A 15,462-nucleotide genomic window follows, 5' to 3' on the forward strand; every position below is an offset into this window, starting at 1 on the left:
TTAAAAACTGCGATCGCTATGGGGTAAAGGCTATAACTGACAGTCCCATTTAGTGCGGACAACTTGATCAAGTAATTTGCAGACTAGGCGATCGCCACCGAGCAATCGTGCATTGGGGCAGTTGCCACAAGTTTTGATTTTGGGTTCAGTGGTAATCATGATTCACCACCATCAAGGCGATCAAAGTATTGACTTCTTAACTGGGTGCGCTGATTGCTGGTTAAAGATTGCCAATATTGCTTAGTGAATCCCATACGGGCATAGAGGGGAGATTCTTGATTGCTTGGACTCCAAGAGCCACAATCTTTGTAATGGTGTTTTAGGACTGTTCTTGATAGCATTGGATTAATTCCTTAATTGGGATTGTTTTGATAAGGTGATCGCTGTTTTCTTGGTCGGAAGTGCGATCGCCTTAACTTTTTATATAGTACTTTATTTATCAAATACTTGTCAAGTAGTTTATAAAGTATTTTATTTGCAAATTACTTTAAGCAATTGCAAGCTTTTTGGGTCTGCCCCGTTTCTTATGGACTGTGATTGTATTTTGAGTCATTGGTACTATGACAACCCCAGAACTAGGCAAAACAGGTGGGGTTATTAGGGTTCTAGGCTGCGTACCTGAAAGTAACCCAATCACATTAAATGCACTTAGAGCAAGGTTTTTGGGGTGCGTACTTGATTGATCGTCACACCAATCATTAAGTAACTTTATCCTGATAGTGATCGCCTTAATAGTGGCTGAAAGTATTTGGATTACGCTAGAGATTAGAACTATTACAAGCAGTGCAAAACCAGTAAGAATAAGCTTTATAGCGGTTAAAGTTAATTTAGTATTGTTCATTGTTAGTTCCTGTGTAGAGGTTAGGAGTGGCTATCAGAGTGTAGAGATTGCTGAACTTTTTATATGGTACTTTATTTATAAACTACTTGTCAAGTACTAAATAAGTACAATACTTTAGATATACTTTATATTGTGCTTTTATTTAAGGTACTTGGTATATACTTTATAAGTACCTTAGAAATAATTGATATGGCAAAACCTCTAAATATCAAGCCAGTGCAGATTTACCCAAGCCCTGAGCTTTATGATGCCATTAAAGAAACTGTCGATAATGGTACTTATAGAAGCATGAATGCTGCTGTGATTGCATTGGTGGAAAATGCTCTATTGGGGAGTAACAAAGCTGAAAATAATCAATCCTCTGTAGATATTGGTACTGTAAAGCAGTTAATTAAAAACGAAATCGCAGGGCTGAAACAGCAATTATTAGATGAGTTATCAATTCTGATCGCTAATTTTGGCAGTGGTCAGGCTGATACTGCGATCGCCAACAGTGAGACTAAACATAACCAAGTTGATTTAACGGATATTCCTGCTACTCAGGCGATCGCAGTTAGTCCAGAAATTACCCCAGATAATCCAAAACCCTCTCAAGATGGTTCAGAGCATCCTTACCCTATTGGGGCAGAAATAAGGCTTAAGGACTTGGCAGAATATCTAGGCTTTGATCGGGTTAACTACTCTACAAAGGCTAAAAAACAGGGGATAAGCCAAGAGGATTACATTAACAATATTGCTAGGGATAGAGGTGAAGTTTGGAAACGTGTAGAGCATTCTCAAAATAATGTAACGGTTATTAGAGTTAAATAATGGAGCGATCGCCACTATGGACAAAGAGCAAAAATTTAAGGAATTTTCAGAACGTAAACGACCACAAATCACCTATGGGGATGTAAAGGGGACTGGCAAGATTGAAGCCGTTAGCATCTCTGGAGTTTTAGGGACTGGAGACGGTTCTATATCCCCATTCTCAAAAGAATTGAGTAAACCACTGAGCAATCATGAAATAGAAATGATGCTGTCAAATCAGGCGATCGTACTTAATGCCATTGGGAACAGACATCTTCAAATGAGTATTGATTTAGCAGAACTAACAAGCGGGTCTCAGGGTAGAGAACAATGTGAAATTTACCTTAAAAACAGTTTCAAAGCTTTTGAGCTATCCCGTAAATGTCTGACGGCTCTCAATGAAGTTCGTAATCCCAAGCGATCAACATTTATCAAACAGCAAAATAATCAGCTTAATTTAGGTGATAAAGATGGGCAGAAAGTGGACAGACTCCCAGAAAGCAAGGCAATCCCAGTTAATTCGACAGTGGAAACCGTGGACAAAATCTACAGGGGCTAAGACTAAAGAAGGTAAGGCAATAGTTAGTAAAAATGCCTTAAGAAAATGTGAGTATATAAAACCTAAATCTGGGGGAGATATAGAGGCTTTTAGGGAGTTTTTAAGGCAAACCAGAGAGCTTTTAGCAAGGTACGGTAAATAGTTTGTTTTGTAATTTAGTGCAAGAAATATTTTGAGTTTTTAGCTAATCCTAGATGCGATCGCAACCATGAACCAAACTACTTAAATCGTTTCTAAATACTAGGTTTTCCGAGGTTTTATTAATTGATAACAAAATACTTTTCAAAAGTAGGAATTTTTGCCTCTCCTATTCCACTGCTAAGTTTAGTAAAAACTTTCAGATCATTTGATTTAGACCAATTGCTTCGCTTTTCCACAATTAACTTTGCTGCTTTTTTTGCATCTATTCTTTTGAAATCATGTAGTTTAATAATGTACTGGATCATTTCAAAGATTAAATCTTCTGAAGCGGTTAAAAGATCAATTTCAAATTTTTGTTTTGATTCAATATCGATCTGTTTTTTTCGTTCTTCATCAGCCAAAATACACCATACATAATCTAACTTAGCCTCGATTGCCCCAGCTAAAATATCCCCATTTAGTAAGACCTTATAGCTATCATCGGTTTCTTGTTCAACAATTACAGGTAGAATATTACGCCCTGATTGGCTAAGTTTATCTGCGATCGCACTAATTATTACCTTGTCAGTATTAGTCCCTTCATATCTAATTTCATGACGTGGGATGCGAAGATATTTACCGAGGTCGCTAAAGTTTTCCATAGTTATTCGTAGATAAAGTTAGGGTTAATAAAAATTTCTTTAGTAAGTTCTTCGTAATCTCTGGATATTTTTGAGGTACTAATTGAGATAACGGGGTGCCGTTTGAAAGTAGCTTGTCTAACAGCAGCAAATACTCCAAGCTTAGTTTTATAGACTTTCAAAGATGCTTTAGCCAGAAATTCTTCAACCGCTTTCTCTAACTTAGACCCCATATCAGTATGATTGCTGAATACAACCCCTAAAACCCTTGGATTTATATCAGCAATAGGTGTTTTGTTAATATCAGTTGTTCTAAGCGATCGTATTTTCTGAACTAATCCTTGGTTAATATCTTTGGCATGATGTAATGCCCTTTGATCGAAGTCAGCAGGAATCAACATAGCATCACAGGCAAATAATGAAGATACCGTAGCTATATCTGGGTCTGGGGAAGTATCAATAAAAATGTAGTCGTATTTTGGAGCGATCGCAGCTAGTAGCCTTTTTAGTAGGGTCTGCTTGTTTTTTATTTCATATTCATCACTACGAAATTTTTCAATGGTGTCTCGGTCAGTTGGTAAAACACTAATACTGTACTTGTCTTGACTACTAGGAAGGGGGAAATTACGTTCGACTATCAATTTCTCTAATAAATCTATAGCTTCTTGAGTTTTGCCTAAACCAATCTGGTCGAAACATTCAAGTATTTGGTATTTATAATCGCTTGGCTCAAGCCCTAACCCACGGGTTAAATCGCTTTGTCCATCAAAATCAACTACCAAAACCCGTTTACCCATTTTGGCTAAAACAGCAGAAATATTAATGACATTAGTTGTTTTGCCTACGCCGCCTTTACGATTCCAAAGGCTGATAATCAAGGCTCTTTGTGGATGTTCAAGATAATATTGAAGCTGTGCAATCAGTTTAGGCAAGTTATCCTTGTTAACTCTATAAATATCCGTAAGTGGTAATACTAACCCGTCTACACGTCTAAACAATTGCCAAAATTCTCCACTAAATACCCACCCAAGGGGAGCAGAAGTAGGAAGAGTTAGATATTGTTGTATTCCTGCGCTAGTAATACCAAAAACAGCATCTCTGTATAACGGGCAGTTAACAAAATTTTCAGTAGGCTGCTTCTTTTTAGTTTCGACATACAGCAAAGGCTTAGAGTTTTTACCATACAAGACAAAATCAGGTTATAAACCTGATCCGACATTCGGTTGAGTGAGATATCTATACCCCAAAAATTCTAATAGATGGTTAGTGAACAAAGAGTTTAAGTTAGGTTCGCTTATTTTTGTACCTAAATCCTTCCATTTTTCGACTAATTGTGATACTTCCATTTGCGTTTTTTAGAAGAAATTCTGCCTTACCAAAAAGAATACCAAATTGGCTATATTCAGCATAACAGTCGGCTGCTATATCCTGATCGCCAGTCCATCTAATTAATTTTTACCAGTAGTTTGATTTTTAGCCCTACGATTAAGTAAATCTTTGGTTGCTTGAGTTGTTATCGAAGATCGCCGTCAAAGGGTTATAACCTCTACGCTTTAACTCTTCAAACTCTTCCTTAGCCTTGGTTATTTTGGCTTCTAATTCGGCAATGGTTAAATGTTCCCCACTAATAGATTTTGTTTCTAGTGGCGGGTATAAAGCTTTAACCTTAGCTAAAGCTCTCTCTAATTCTTGCTCACTTGCGATCGCTAACCTTTCTAACTGGACTAGATCGCAGTCGATTAACCCCGCTTCACATAGGACTTTTGAGACTTCATACTCCAATCTCTCCGCCCTTAAATTTGGGCTAGGTTCAAGATTAATCCCTAACTGTTTTAGATAGGCTTTGACAAGGGGATTAGTTTTATCCTGTTTCCACACTAATAGGAGTGATTTTAAGATTCTTTGGTTATTCATGTTTTTTATAGTTGCTTAAAGTTAGGATTCCAAGTGGTTTTACAGGGTTCACAGAAGGAAAACCCGCCTATGCCTTGCTGTCTAGGTACATAATCATTAGCGTTTTGATGGCATAACGGGCATTTTCCAAACCAATCGGATAGGCGATCGCATTTTGGTAACTTGCAGTCATCGAGTGGGTAAGGTTCACCCTTTGAAAATAGGTAAACTTTTCCCTCTGGATTTTTAGCCCTACGTTCAACTCGATTAAATCCGTTGGGGAAAATTACACCCGCCCCAACTTCAGGAATTTTAGAAATCGGTAAAGTCATCATGATTTTTAATTCCATTCTTAGAGTAGGCAGTCAATTCAGTCAACGATGTCTGTAAGTCTTTCTCTATCTCGATTTGACTATTGACTGGCACACAGTCAACTTGGCAGTCACCACAGTCAACTGGTTCAGTATCAAAACTAAAATCATTGACTGTCTTGACTGGGTTATTGACTGCTACACAGTCAACGGTTAACGCTATATCTAGCAAGGGTTCTATCTGTTGGTGACTGGATTGACTGCCTCTAGTAACAATAACTATGTAGTTAGATTGGGTTGGATCACCTTTGGCGATCGCATATCCAAGATTTACAACCTTGCTCATAAAGTCTCGAATTTCCTGTAACTTTGGTTTTTTAGTAGACCACCATGCCCTAACCTGAACAGCCTTAATTTCTCCACAGTTCTGGAATCTGTTAACAAATTTGAGTATTCTTGACATTTCTGGGTTATCCCCAATACCAAACTCTGCATAAAGCTCTTTACTTTGGGCAATTAACCACCTAGTAAAGCTAATAGCCTTTTCCAATGTCTCTACTGATACCCCTACTAAGAGCCCATCCCGATGGCTAATACAATGGGCTATTAGAGCTATCCGCCCCGCCCTTTCTTTCATCTTGGGATAAATTGCCCTAAGTATGGGTGAAGCCTCGACTAGCTTGATAGACTCCATTTCATCATGCCAATCTGCCCAAAGCTGCTGTGCTTGTTTGCTAAGGGTGTAAGTAGCTGCTGGCAAATTGCTTAAGTCACAGTAAAGCCCTTTTAGTAAGTCACCCACTAGATACTTACCGCCGCTAGGAGCAGGGGTTTTAGTTAATGGCAACCGTATCCATGAAAATCTAGCCCATAAGCCGTCTTCAGAGCTTAAATCATCGGTCATTATGTTTTGTAGAATAGAAGGCTGTATGCCTCCAATGATGCTTATCCCTGTCCGCTTGGCAAAAACTCTGGTGTCGTCACTCTTGCGGTTACTTTTCCAAGCCCCACCGTCGTATGCACTTAAGAATTTGGGGCGATCATTACCTTTGCCACTACGGTATTGGTTGAAACCTTGAAAGAAAGTTGCAAGCTCATCCATATAGAGGGTAAACCCTTGTAACGGCTGCTTAGATATGGTTTGAGAAATATACTCTAGGGTAAAATCACTCAAATAATAATCCCGTCCTATTGGTTTTCTACCTGTGGATTCCCCTGCTTTTTCCTGCGCTTGCCATATCTCTAGTTCAGCTTTGTATATCTCCTCTGCATTGTATTGAAGTTCGATTAGGGGTGAAAGTATTGCCCGTGACTTGGGTGATTTCATTGCCCCTGTCTCTGCTACGGTGCCAACCCAAAAGATAGGCGGACAATGGTAGTCGGTTCCAGAATCGATTAACAATGTGGTACCAATTGGGATTAGGCTCCCTGCTGCTGCCAATAAATCGGCATAGTAAAGCTCTGGGGAAAGTCCCATTTTCTGAGCTAGTCCAGTTATTGCTCTTTCAAATATTTCTGGTAATAGTCCTCTCTGGGGCTTTGGATAGCTGGTTAGTGTGGCTAGATATTCAGCGTCTAGGGTTGAATTGTCATCATTGCCTTGATCTGCGAACTGAGCTAAATCAAAGGGTGCTATCGCAGATTCAATATCTTCTTTAGTGCATCCGTCAACTATCCAATCATAAACATCACGCCCATCTTTAGCAGGGATATAGTCCCATTTACTAGGCTCTGCAAGCATCATTTTGATACTGGCTGCTACTGGTTTGAATGCCTCATAGTGGGCTAGTGCTTTTTTAATGCCTGTCTCATCACGATCGGGACAGATTATCAGATTGACACTTTTGAATAATTCCAAAGTTTCCAGAGTTGGCTTAGTCCTTAGATTTGTGGCAACTAAACCAAACCTGTTTACTAATTCATCTGCACCTAGTTCACCTTCTATTAGATAGATAGGTTTCTGATTGGCGATCGCCTCTTTGACTTCAGCCCATCGGTAAGGCAATAGTTCAGATTCTTTAATACCCAGTGGTTTAGCCCAAGTAGTAACTTTCTTACCGTCTGGTTTGTACTCACGATTAAATCGGTATTGGTTACCTTGCCTATCGCTGTAAATATGCTTAAAGTTTATTCCTACTGGTCTAGGAGACTTTTCACTGGGAATTACATAGATACCACACCGATCGTCAGAATTAGCCCCTATGTACTTCCAACCGTCCTTAGTTAAGTCTCCATTGATGCTTGAATGGCATAGAACCATAGAGCCGTTTTCACTGATTCTGCAATCTTTATCTTTTGTGCGATCGCATATCGGACAGGGGTTATTAATACCTGAATTTCTGAATTTTGAATTATTCATTAGTTCGATCCTCCCGTAACTGGGCGATCGCATCTACAGCAAAGTAATTTACCTTTGAATAAATAACCACGTTTACAGCCACAGTGCTTACAAGATGGATTAATACCGACTGAGCGTATTTGAGGTTTGAATGATTGAACTGGGAATAAATCTAATTGATCGTGATCAGCAAGGAAAGCATCAATTAATAATGAGCTTGGTTTAGTCCAAGTGTCTGAGGTAAGGCGATCTATGCTTGGGTGAAATATCAAGTTTGAGGTAGTATTAGTTCTAACAGTTGTTAAATTTTGTCCTACCCCTTTCCTGTCCAGAGAGGGATTTTTTTTACTCATTTAACTAGCTCCTAATTTTTGGCTAGTAGGTAAGCTAGATAAATATTGCTCTATTAATCTTTGGTGGTCTGGGCGATCGCCATTGAGCAGATAATCTTTGACTAGATGCAAATTCCACAGCACTTTACGCTCTGGTTTTATCCAATACAAAGGACTAGGTAATTTCTTTCTTAACTCTGATTCCCCAAACTTGCCGATCTCGAAATGTTGCGATCGCAAGGTAACACTACTGACATAGGGGAAAGTTTGAGGCATGATAGGTTTAATCGCCATAGGTTAAAAACTCCTAAGTTATTTAGTTTGTGGTCTGGTTACGTCGGTAGCTTTCAGCTTCTAATTGATGAGCTACCGACTTCTTTTTTGGGTTGTTCTAATTGGTTTTAACGGCTTTAGGACGTTACAAGCCTAGAATTACATGAATAAAAAATGCCCGCTTGCTCAGGACAGCATAGGGAGTAGTACTTTATAAAACTTTATAATTACCGCTATTTACTTCCTAAAGGTGGTCTGCCTCCAGCCCTTTTAGTTTCGGGTTTAGGGGTATAAGTTTTTTTGTCTTTGCCCGTCCAGTGCAGATCATCACCCCTAATTGTGGGAATTTGGTAATATTTCAGTTCTTTAGTGAGCCTTTCGTAATCACGTTTATGGGATAACCAATTTTCTAAAAAGTCTTGTAAGGTTCGATCTCTTGTATCTATGGCTTGGTGTATCGCAAGAGTCCAAAGAACATCTGTGAATGCCTCTCCAAAGTAGTCATTTGAAGGTATTGGACGGCGCAAATCTTGTGGTAAGCAACCATAATTCTTAAGAGAATTAAGCAATTTAGTTAGTTCAGATGACTTAATCTTATAAATCTCACGTTTACCAAAAGTCTTACCTTTAGAATTAACAAGGGGCTCACCCCAAAAGCCATTAGCCTTAAGAGCATGAATACATTCACTCATCTCACAAGTAAGCCATAAAATATTAGGATCATTAGCGACGCTTTGAGCGAATGGAAGAAATAACCAAAGTTGCCTACATAACTCATATCTATGTAAAGATAATTTTGCGAATGGTCTGTATCCAATATCCAAATCAGTTAAGAGTTCAATCTTTTGAGACCTATACCATCTGAGCCACTTAGCGGAACCCTGATATAGTTCTTCACAAACATATACCATCTGCCTTTGCCCATAGTTTTTAGGCTCATTTTCTCGAAGGAATATCTTAGGAAATCTACTATATTCCTCAAAAATATTTAATACTCTAGGTTCCTTATTGGCTTTATGACATCCTAATGCTTCAAGTCCCCTGATCATTGCATCAAGTGCTTGTTGCTCTGGTAGTTGTTTTAAGTTCTTCTTTTTCATCTGCTTCAAAACTCCATAAATACAGATTGTTGATTAATCGAACTCGCATAATTTTGAAACATCACTTTTGGATTGTGACCAGATGCCTCTGCTACATCGATATAGTTCGCTCCATTAGCTAAGGCATGAGATATAGCTGAATGTCTTGTAGCGTAGGGTTTACGGTATTCAATTCCTATCTTGGAGATTATCGTTTTCTATGCCCTGCGATTGAAGTTATGGTCATCTAACGGGTTCCCTTGAGGTGATGAGAACACTAAATCATCTGGTTTATGGGGTTTTTCAGAATGCAGTTTAAGCATTGCCGAAATATTAGGACTAATAACCACTGTCCTAAATTTTCCCGTCTTGGTTGTATTCCGATGGGTTCCCCTGCTAATCGTTTCACAGAAAATAATGTGACTAAAATCATCAGCGACATTTCTCCATCTCAACCCCGCAGCTTCACCAAATCGACACGCTACCCCAAATAAAAACTTAACTAATGGGTAATAGTGGGAATAGTAGCGATCGCCCTTAAAAGCATTCAGGATTAATTGAATTTCATTAGCTGTGAATGGTTTAATCCGTTTAGACTCACTGGGCTTTATACGTTTTAGATGATTCTCCCAAGGGTTAGATTCTGAGATGTGATACTTTCCTTTTGCCCAATTCCAAGCCCCTTGTAGTAGCCATAGGCGATCTTTTGCTGTTCGACTTGATGCCCTCTCTAAGAGCAAAGCCAAGAAATTACCCGCAGCAAATTCCGTAACCTTAAATGCAGGAATATTCAGAGACTTTTCTAATTGCCTAAACAGTGGGTTATACCTACCACTAATTGAGCGAGTGGTTAAACCCTTTTCTTTAATTAGGTGCTGTATATATTTCTGGAATAACTCTGGGGCAGTAATTTCAGTGGCAGTTTTACCCCTTGTGCGAGGTTTGTACTTTAGTAAGGTTGGGTCAAAATATCCTGCTTGAATATCTAGCTCAATCTGGGCTGCTTTCTGTTTTGCTACGGCTCTACCAGTTGGATCGTCATTAACACCACAAGACATTTGCAGACGTTTGCCTTGGTATATCCAACGTAGTCTTAACCTACCGTCATGATTTTCTATGGTAATTTTCATCGGGGTAAATATCGGGGTAGTTTTACAACCCAAATAACCCTTAAAAGCCCATATTTACATCTCTTGTTGAGAATGAATGATCTTTTAGAAGTTACTTGGAACTCCCAAAAGCCTTACCAGTTATGGCTCCCCAGCCAATGGAGCTAAGCGGATTCGAACCGCTGACCCCCTCAATGCCATTGAGGTGCGCTACCAACTGCGCTATAACCCCTTAATACTTACATAGACATTTTAGCAGTAAAGCGATCGCTTGCCAATTTTTTAATGCAAGTTAGACCGCTTTAGCTTAATTTTAAGTTATTTTTTTAGAGAGTTTTTATCTAACCCACTTCTGAGCTACCAATTCGGCAAGATCAACAACCCGTTGGCTATAACCCCATTCATTGTCATACCAAGCAATTACCTTAACCAAGTTGCCACCGATTACCATAGTCAGGGGTGCATCTACGATTGATGAAGCATCAGTTCCTCTATAATCTATTGAGACTAGTGGTAGTTCGTTGTATTCCAAAATGCCCTTTAGATTACCTTCAGCCGCAGTTTTTAAGGCTTGATTCACTTCTTCGGCGATCGTGGATTTTTCGGTTTCAATTACAAAGTCAACAACAGAAACGTTAGGAGTCGGTACCCGTAAAGCAATCCCATTCAGCTTACCTTTGAGTTGAGGTAATACTAAAGCGACAGCCTTTGCTGCCCCAGTGGAAGTAGGAACAATGCTCAAAGCTGCTGCTCTAGCACGACGTAGATCGCGGTGACTAGCATCTAGTAATCTTTGATCACCAGTGTAGCTGTGGGTAGTAGTCATTACGCCTTTGACAATGCCAAAGTTTTCATCAAGGACTTTAGCTACTGGAGCCAAGCAATTTGTGGTGCAACTGGCATTACTAATAATGTGATGTTTCTCATGATCGTAGATTGCATGGTTGACACCCATGACAAAGGTACCATCTTCATTTTTACCAGGGGCAGTAATTAGGACTTTTTTAGCTCCTGCTTTTAAGTGTTTACTGGCGCCATCACGATCTACAAATACTCCAGTGGCTTCGATAATTAAATCAACACCGAGAAGACCCCAAGGTAGATTTTCAGGATTGCGATCGGATGTAGTTTTAATACGATGTCCATTTACTGTAATTGAATCGGCATCATGACTAATATCTGCTTTAAAAATGCCAAGCATAGAGTCATAACGCAGTAGGTGTGCGTTGGTGGCAGGGTCTGAGGTATCATTGATGGCAACGACCTCAATCTGGCTGTCCTTTCGATCTGCCCAACATCTAAGGAAATTACGTCCAATTCGCCCGAATCCATTAATTGCTACCTTAATCACAGCCTATGCCCTTTATAGAATTATTTAATGAGTATGGAGCCTATGATACCGAAAAAAGGTAACTTTTAATTATCGATCTTAACAATTTAAAAATAGTCTAAATTTATACTAGTTCCGCAGGTTCTAGTAGAGTATAAAAACAAACAGGGTTGTCTATAGAATTTTGTGGAAGTATAGATTTAGATACCAATGCCTACAATTTATGTTGCGATTACTGATCATGGGTTTGGTCATGCCACCCGTACTGCTGCGGTAGTTGCCGAGATTGAACAACAATGCCCAGATATTTCTATAATTGTAGCCACCACTTCACCACGCTGGCTATTAGAATCTTACCTATCTAAAGATTTTATGCTGCGACATCGGGCATTTGATGTGGGCGTAGTCCAAGCTGACAGTATTCAAGTAGATAAGACTGCTACCCTTGCCAAGGTTAACCAAATTCGCGATCGCTCTAAAGAAATTATTAGCGCAGAAGTCGAGTTTCTGAAGTCCCATCAAGTGGATTTAATTTTTGCTGATACGCCACCCCTTGTTGCTGGAATTGCCACTGCTGCTCAGATTCCCTGTTGGATGGCTGGTAACTTTGGTTGGGATTTTATCTATCGGGATTGGGGTCAAGATTATGCAGAAATTACTGATTGGTCGGCGGAACTGTATGGTCAATGCGATCGCCTATTCCGTTTACCTTTTTATGAGCCGATGACGAGTTTTACTAAGGCACATGAGCATAATCAAGTATTTGATGTGGGTTTAACTGGAGGATTTCCCCGTTATACACCTGAAGCATTGCGATCGCTTTTAGGATTTAAAGAGCAGAAATTTACGGTACTGCTGACATTTGGAGGACTTAGTTTAAATGAAATCCCCTATCAGAATCTTGCTCTATTTCCCGATTGGCAATTTATTACCTTCGATCGCCATGCCCCAGACTTACCAAATTTAACAAAAATTCAAAGCCAAACCCTCCGTCCTGTGGATATTATGCCGATTTGCGATCGGGTATTTTCTAAACCTGGATATAGTACCTTAGCGGAGGCGTATCGTACTGGGGTGCCTTTTATTTGCATTACCCGTGAGGGCTTTTTAGAAGCACAGACTTTAATTGCTGGAGTTCAAGACTATTTTGAGCATCTAGTAATTTCACCCGACGATTTTTATCAGACTAATTGGGAATTCTTGCGTGATCCTTTGATTCCTCCCTTAAAAGCCCCTAACTTGGATATTCATGGTGAAGTAGCGATCGCCCAAGCAGTTAAAGCTTTTTTTAGCTGAGTTGCAGTAGAAGTAATCGATATAATGGCATTAGCTAGTATCGAGGATCTAAAATTTGGGGATAGGTTATGGAAAAACGCACTCTTGGTAGCACCGACATCGAAATTTCTCCGATCATTATGGGGACATGGCAGGCGGGCAAAAGAATGTGGGTAGGCATAGAAGATAGCGAAACCATTAAAGCGATTAGAGCGGGATTTGAAGCGGGAATTACGACTGTTGATACTGCTGAAGTTTATGGTACGGGACATTCGGAGCAAATTGTGGCACAGGCATTATCCGATGTGCGATCGCAGGTAGTCTATGCCACTAAGGTTTTTGCCAATCACCTGAAATATGATCAAGTAATTGAAGCTTGCGATCGCTCCTTAGAAAACCTCAAGACGGATTACATTGATCTCTACCAAATTCATTGGCCCTCAGGCACTTGGAATAGTGAAATCGTCCCCATTGCGGAAACCATGAGTGCCTTAAATAATCTTAAACAAGCGGGCAAAATTCGAGCGATCGGGGTATCTAACTTTTCTAAAGCACAACTAGAGGAGGCATCACAGTACGGCAGAATTGATAGTCTTCAGCCCCCCTATTCTCTATTTTGGCGGAAGATTGAACCAAGTTTAACTAACTATTGTCTTGAACATAAAATCTCGATCTTGGCATATTCTCCCCTTGCCCAAGGATTACTTACGGGTAAATTCAAGCGGGGGCATCAATTTGTCGAAGGAGATCACCGTGTGGCTAATAAATTATTCAATGGTGAAAATTATGAACGCGCTCAACGGGCATTGGAAAAGCTGCAACCAATCGCCGATCACTATCAAACTACCCTGGGAAACTTAGCCTTAGCATGGTTAATTTTTACTTCTGAAACTAGACCTCAAGTTCATGCGATCGCTGGTGCTAGAAATGCCGATCAGTCAGTCCAAAATGCCAAAGCCGCGGAGTTAAAGTTATCTGAATCAGACTGGTCAAAAATTGACGAGATCGGACGTTCAGTCACAGATTTCCTAGATGATGCTCCGATCATGTGGGATTTTTAGCTAGTTAATTAGCCATCATTCTAATTAAACGCTTGACAATGTCTATCAGTTCGGGTGGATTATAGGGCTTAGTAATGTAGGCATCTGCCCCCTGCTTCATCCCCCAGTACTTGTCAAATTCTTCACTCTTAGTTGTACACATAACTACAGGAACATTTTTGTTCTTAACGTTATTTTTAATCCAACGACATAGCTCATAGCCATTCATCCGAGGCATAACTACATCCGTAATTACTAAGTCAGGGACGCTAATCTTAATTTTTTCAGTGGCATCTAGTCCATCGAAAGCCTCAACTACGGCAATATTTTGCTGCCTCAGATGTTCTGAAACAAGCTCCCGTACTGTTGGACTATCATCAACGACTAAAACTGTGGTCATACTATAAGCTGTGTTTTTAAGTGTTTTTAAATGCGTTTAGTTTGTAATCTTATTAGTTGGGGTATGCTTACAACTTTTTTACTGCTGTTGAAACTATCATGTTTATAGTAACTAGATAAATTTCAATATAGGAAAAGTTTGTATATCGTAAACCGATAACTAAAACCTTAGTTAATTAAAATCTATAAGTTAAGATTTATTGATTAAAGTTTTGTTAAGTCACTCATCCTAGATAGAAAGTATAGCAGAGTCTGTCTATGAATATTAGAAAAAGTAGTTAGCAGCATGAATTAACTGTTAGGCTTTGCCCACTGATATACACCTGATATACAACAGATATACATAAGCCGCAGAATTTAAGTGAGTTTTTGGCACTACGCCGCATTTGTTAGAGTAGAAGGGCACTAGAAAAACAGATGACTTTCGGGCTGAATATTAATTTCCATTGGTACGGTGAGTGGATCACTTTCTAGGGCATAGATAATTGCTTGGGCAGCTGTATTTGTGCTGAGCATTTTAGATCGATCCACTTTTAAGCCCGCATGATCCCAAAAGGGTGAATCTATACCGCCTAAATAAAAAAGCGTGAATTTAATCCCGTACCGCTTGACTTCATCTGCCATGCATTTACTAAAACCAACTACGCCATACTTTGAAGCACAGTAAGCTGATGCCATTGCCATTGAGTGTTTTCCCAATATGCCGATCACATTACAAATATGCCCGAATTTTTTATCTTTCATGACATTAATCGCAGCTTGGCAGGTATAGAAACTCCCCTTAAGATTAAGGTCTAGCATTTTATCCAAGTCCGATGGCTCAATTTTGTTAAATTGCTTGAGTATGCCCGCACCCGCAGCATTGACCAAGGCATCTATTTTCCCATACTTGGCGATCGCTTTTTCCATCAGTACTAATACTTGATCTGGATCGGTAATATCGGTGGGAATGGTTAGATGGTCACATTCAGGTATTTGCGATCCAAGTTCAGAGGATAAATGATCAAGGCGATCGCTATTTTGGGCAGCTAAAACTAATCTTGCGCCCTTGGCAGCTAATTTTTTAGTCAAGGTACTCCCAATTCCCCCAGTTGCCCCCACAATCATTACAACCTTGTTTTCCATGCTTTACA

At 39.6% G+C, this 15,462-nt stretch carries 19 protein-coding genes and 1 tRNA gene; 4 read left to right on the plus strand and 16 right to left on the minus strand.

The genetic code is table 11. The features are described 5' to 3' along the window. Positions 1 to 30: 30 nt before the first annotated feature. From SYN7502_RS21180 to SYN7502_RS11210, 3 genes are all read right to left on the minus strand, one after another. Positions 31 to 159, minus strand: a complete 129-nt coding sequence (locus SYN7502_RS21180) for a hypothetical protein (RefSeq protein ID WP_256377860.1) — start codon at positions 157 to 159, stop codon at positions 31 to 33. Continuing rightward, complete coding sequence (locus SYN7502_RS11205; protein WP_015168205.1) at positions 156 to 341, minus strand: hypothetical protein; 186 nt, start codon at positions 339 to 341, stop codon at positions 156 to 158. The genes SYN7502_RS21180 and SYN7502_RS11205 overlap by 4 nt, the downstream gene beginning before the upstream one ends. Positions 342 to 487: 146 nt before the next feature. Then, a complete protein-coding gene (locus SYN7502_RS11210) occupies positions 488 to 841 on the minus strand; it encodes a hypothetical protein (protein WP_015168941.1) in 354 nt (117 codons plus the stop codon). Between the two features lie 189 nt (positions 842 to 1,030). Here SYN7502_RS11210 and SYN7502_RS11215 point away from each other — a divergent pair, with 189 nt between their 5' ends. Together SYN7502_RS11215 and SYN7502_RS19370 are read left to right on the plus strand one after the other, a co-directional pair. Beyond that, positions 1,031 to 1,651: a hypothetical protein gene (locus SYN7502_RS11215; protein ID WP_144050206.1), complete on the plus strand. Its 621-nt coding sequence runs from the start codon at positions 1,031 to 1,033 to the stop codon at positions 1,649 to 1,651. A 16-nt stretch (positions 1,652 to 1,667) separates the two neighbouring features. Next, the gene (locus SYN7502_RS19370) at positions 1,668 to 2,189 is read left to right on the plus strand and encodes a hypothetical protein (protein ID WP_015168943.1); all 522 of its coding nucleotides are present in this window, start codon (positions 1,668 to 1,670) and stop codon (positions 2,187 to 2,189) included. A 260-nt stretch (positions 2,190 to 2,449) separates the two neighbouring features. Here SYN7502_RS19370 and SYN7502_RS11225 read toward each other — a convergent pair whose 3' ends face one another. The 11 genes from SYN7502_RS11225 to SYN7502_RS11275 form a co-directional block, all read right to left on the minus strand. Further along, entirely contained in the window at positions 2,450 to 2,971 is a 522-nt protein-coding gene (locus SYN7502_RS11225; protein ID WP_015168944.1) for a hypothetical protein, read from the minus strand. Between the two features lie 2 nt (positions 2,972 to 2,973). Beyond that, positions 2,974 to 4,137: a ParA family protein gene (locus SYN7502_RS11230; protein WP_015168945.1), complete on the minus strand. Its 1,164-nt coding sequence runs from the start codon at positions 4,135 to 4,137 to the stop codon at positions 2,974 to 2,976. A 298-nt stretch (positions 4,138 to 4,435) separates the two neighbouring features. Further along, positions 4,436 to 4,864, minus strand: a complete 429-nt coding sequence (locus SYN7502_RS11235) for a hypothetical protein (RefSeq protein ID WP_015168946.1) — start codon at positions 4,862 to 4,864, stop codon at positions 4,436 to 4,438. A 5-nt stretch (positions 4,865 to 4,869) separates the two neighbouring features. Further along, positions 4,870 to 5,193: a hypothetical protein gene (locus SYN7502_RS11240; protein WP_144050207.1), complete on the minus strand. Its 324-nt coding sequence runs from the start codon at positions 5,191 to 5,193 to the stop codon at positions 4,870 to 4,872. Next, positions 5,156 to 7,513 carry a DUF3987 domain-containing protein gene (locus tag SYN7502_RS21000; protein WP_015168948.1) on the minus strand — a complete coding sequence of 786 codons (2,358 nt, stop codon included), beginning with the start codon at positions 7,511 to 7,513 and terminating at the stop codon, positions 5,156 to 5,158. Before SYN7502_RS21000 ends, SYN7502_RS11240 begins: the two co-directional genes overlap by 38 nt. Then, on the minus strand, positions 7,513 to 7,845 hold the full coding sequence (locus tag SYN7502_RS11250; protein ID WP_015168949.1) for a hypothetical protein: 333 nt from the start codon (positions 7,843 to 7,845) through the stop codon (positions 7,513 to 7,515). The genes SYN7502_RS21000 and SYN7502_RS11250 overlap by 1 nt, the downstream gene beginning before the upstream one ends. Further along, complete coding sequence (locus tag SYN7502_RS11255) at positions 7,846 to 8,118, minus strand: hypothetical protein (RefSeq protein ID WP_015168950.1); 273 nt, start codon at positions 8,116 to 8,118, stop codon at positions 7,846 to 7,848. Positions 8,119 to 8,330: 212 nt separating this feature from the next. Continuing rightward, positions 8,331 to 9,197 carry a hypothetical protein gene (locus SYN7502_RS11260; RefSeq protein ID WP_015168951.1) on the minus strand — a complete coding sequence of 289 codons (867 nt, stop codon included), beginning with the start codon at positions 9,195 to 9,197 and terminating at the stop codon, positions 8,331 to 8,333. Between the two features lie 197 nt (positions 9,198 to 9,394). Further along, positions 9,395 to 10,306: an Arm DNA-binding domain-containing protein gene (locus SYN7502_RS11265; protein ID WP_246828908.1), complete on the minus strand. Its 912-nt coding sequence runs from the start codon at positions 10,304 to 10,306 to the stop codon at positions 9,395 to 9,397. A gap of 138 nt (positions 10,307 to 10,444) precedes the next feature. Beyond that, a tRNA-Ala gene (locus SYN7502_RS11270) sits at positions 10,445 to 10,517 on the minus strand. A gap of 105 nt (positions 10,518 to 10,622) precedes the next feature. Continuing rightward, a complete protein-coding gene (locus SYN7502_RS11275; protein ID WP_015168952.1) occupies positions 10,623 to 11,636 on the minus strand; it encodes a type I glyceraldehyde-3-phosphate dehydrogenase in 1,014 nt (337 codons plus the stop codon). Between the two features lie 189 nt (positions 11,637 to 11,825). Between SYN7502_RS11275 and SYN7502_RS11280 the strand changes: the two genes are divergently transcribed. Together SYN7502_RS11280 and SYN7502_RS11285 are read left to right on the plus strand one after the other, a co-directional pair. Next, positions 11,826 to 12,911, plus strand: a complete 1,086-nt coding sequence (locus SYN7502_RS11280) for a hypothetical protein (protein ID WP_015168953.1) — start codon at positions 11,826 to 11,828, stop codon at positions 12,909 to 12,911. A 68-nt stretch (positions 12,912 to 12,979) separates the two neighbouring features. Continuing rightward, positions 12,980 to 13,951 (plus strand): aldo/keto reductase, encoded by a 972-nt coding sequence (locus SYN7502_RS11285; RefSeq protein ID WP_015168954.1) that lies wholly within the window; start codon positions 12,980 to 12,982, stop codon positions 13,949 to 13,951. A 4-nt stretch (positions 13,952 to 13,955) separates the two neighbouring features. Here the strand turns inward: SYN7502_RS11285 and SYN7502_RS11290 are convergent, their stop codons facing one another. Then, positions 13,956 to 14,330, minus strand: a complete 375-nt coding sequence (locus tag SYN7502_RS11290) for a response regulator transcription factor (protein ID WP_015168955.1) — start codon at positions 14,328 to 14,330, stop codon at positions 13,956 to 13,958. A gap of 404 nt (positions 14,331 to 14,734) precedes the next feature. Beyond that, a complete protein-coding gene (locus tag SYN7502_RS11295) occupies positions 14,735 to 15,454 on the minus strand; it encodes an SDR family oxidoreductase (protein ID WP_015168956.1) in 720 nt (239 codons plus the stop codon). Between the last annotated feature and the right edge of the window lie 8 nt (positions 15,455 to 15,462).

The organism is Synechococcus sp. PCC 7502 (assembly GCF_000317085.1).
In the GTDB taxonomy this organism is placed as follows: Bacteria; Cyanobacteriota; Cyanobacteriia; order Pseudanabaenales; family Pseudanabaenaceae; genus PCC-7502.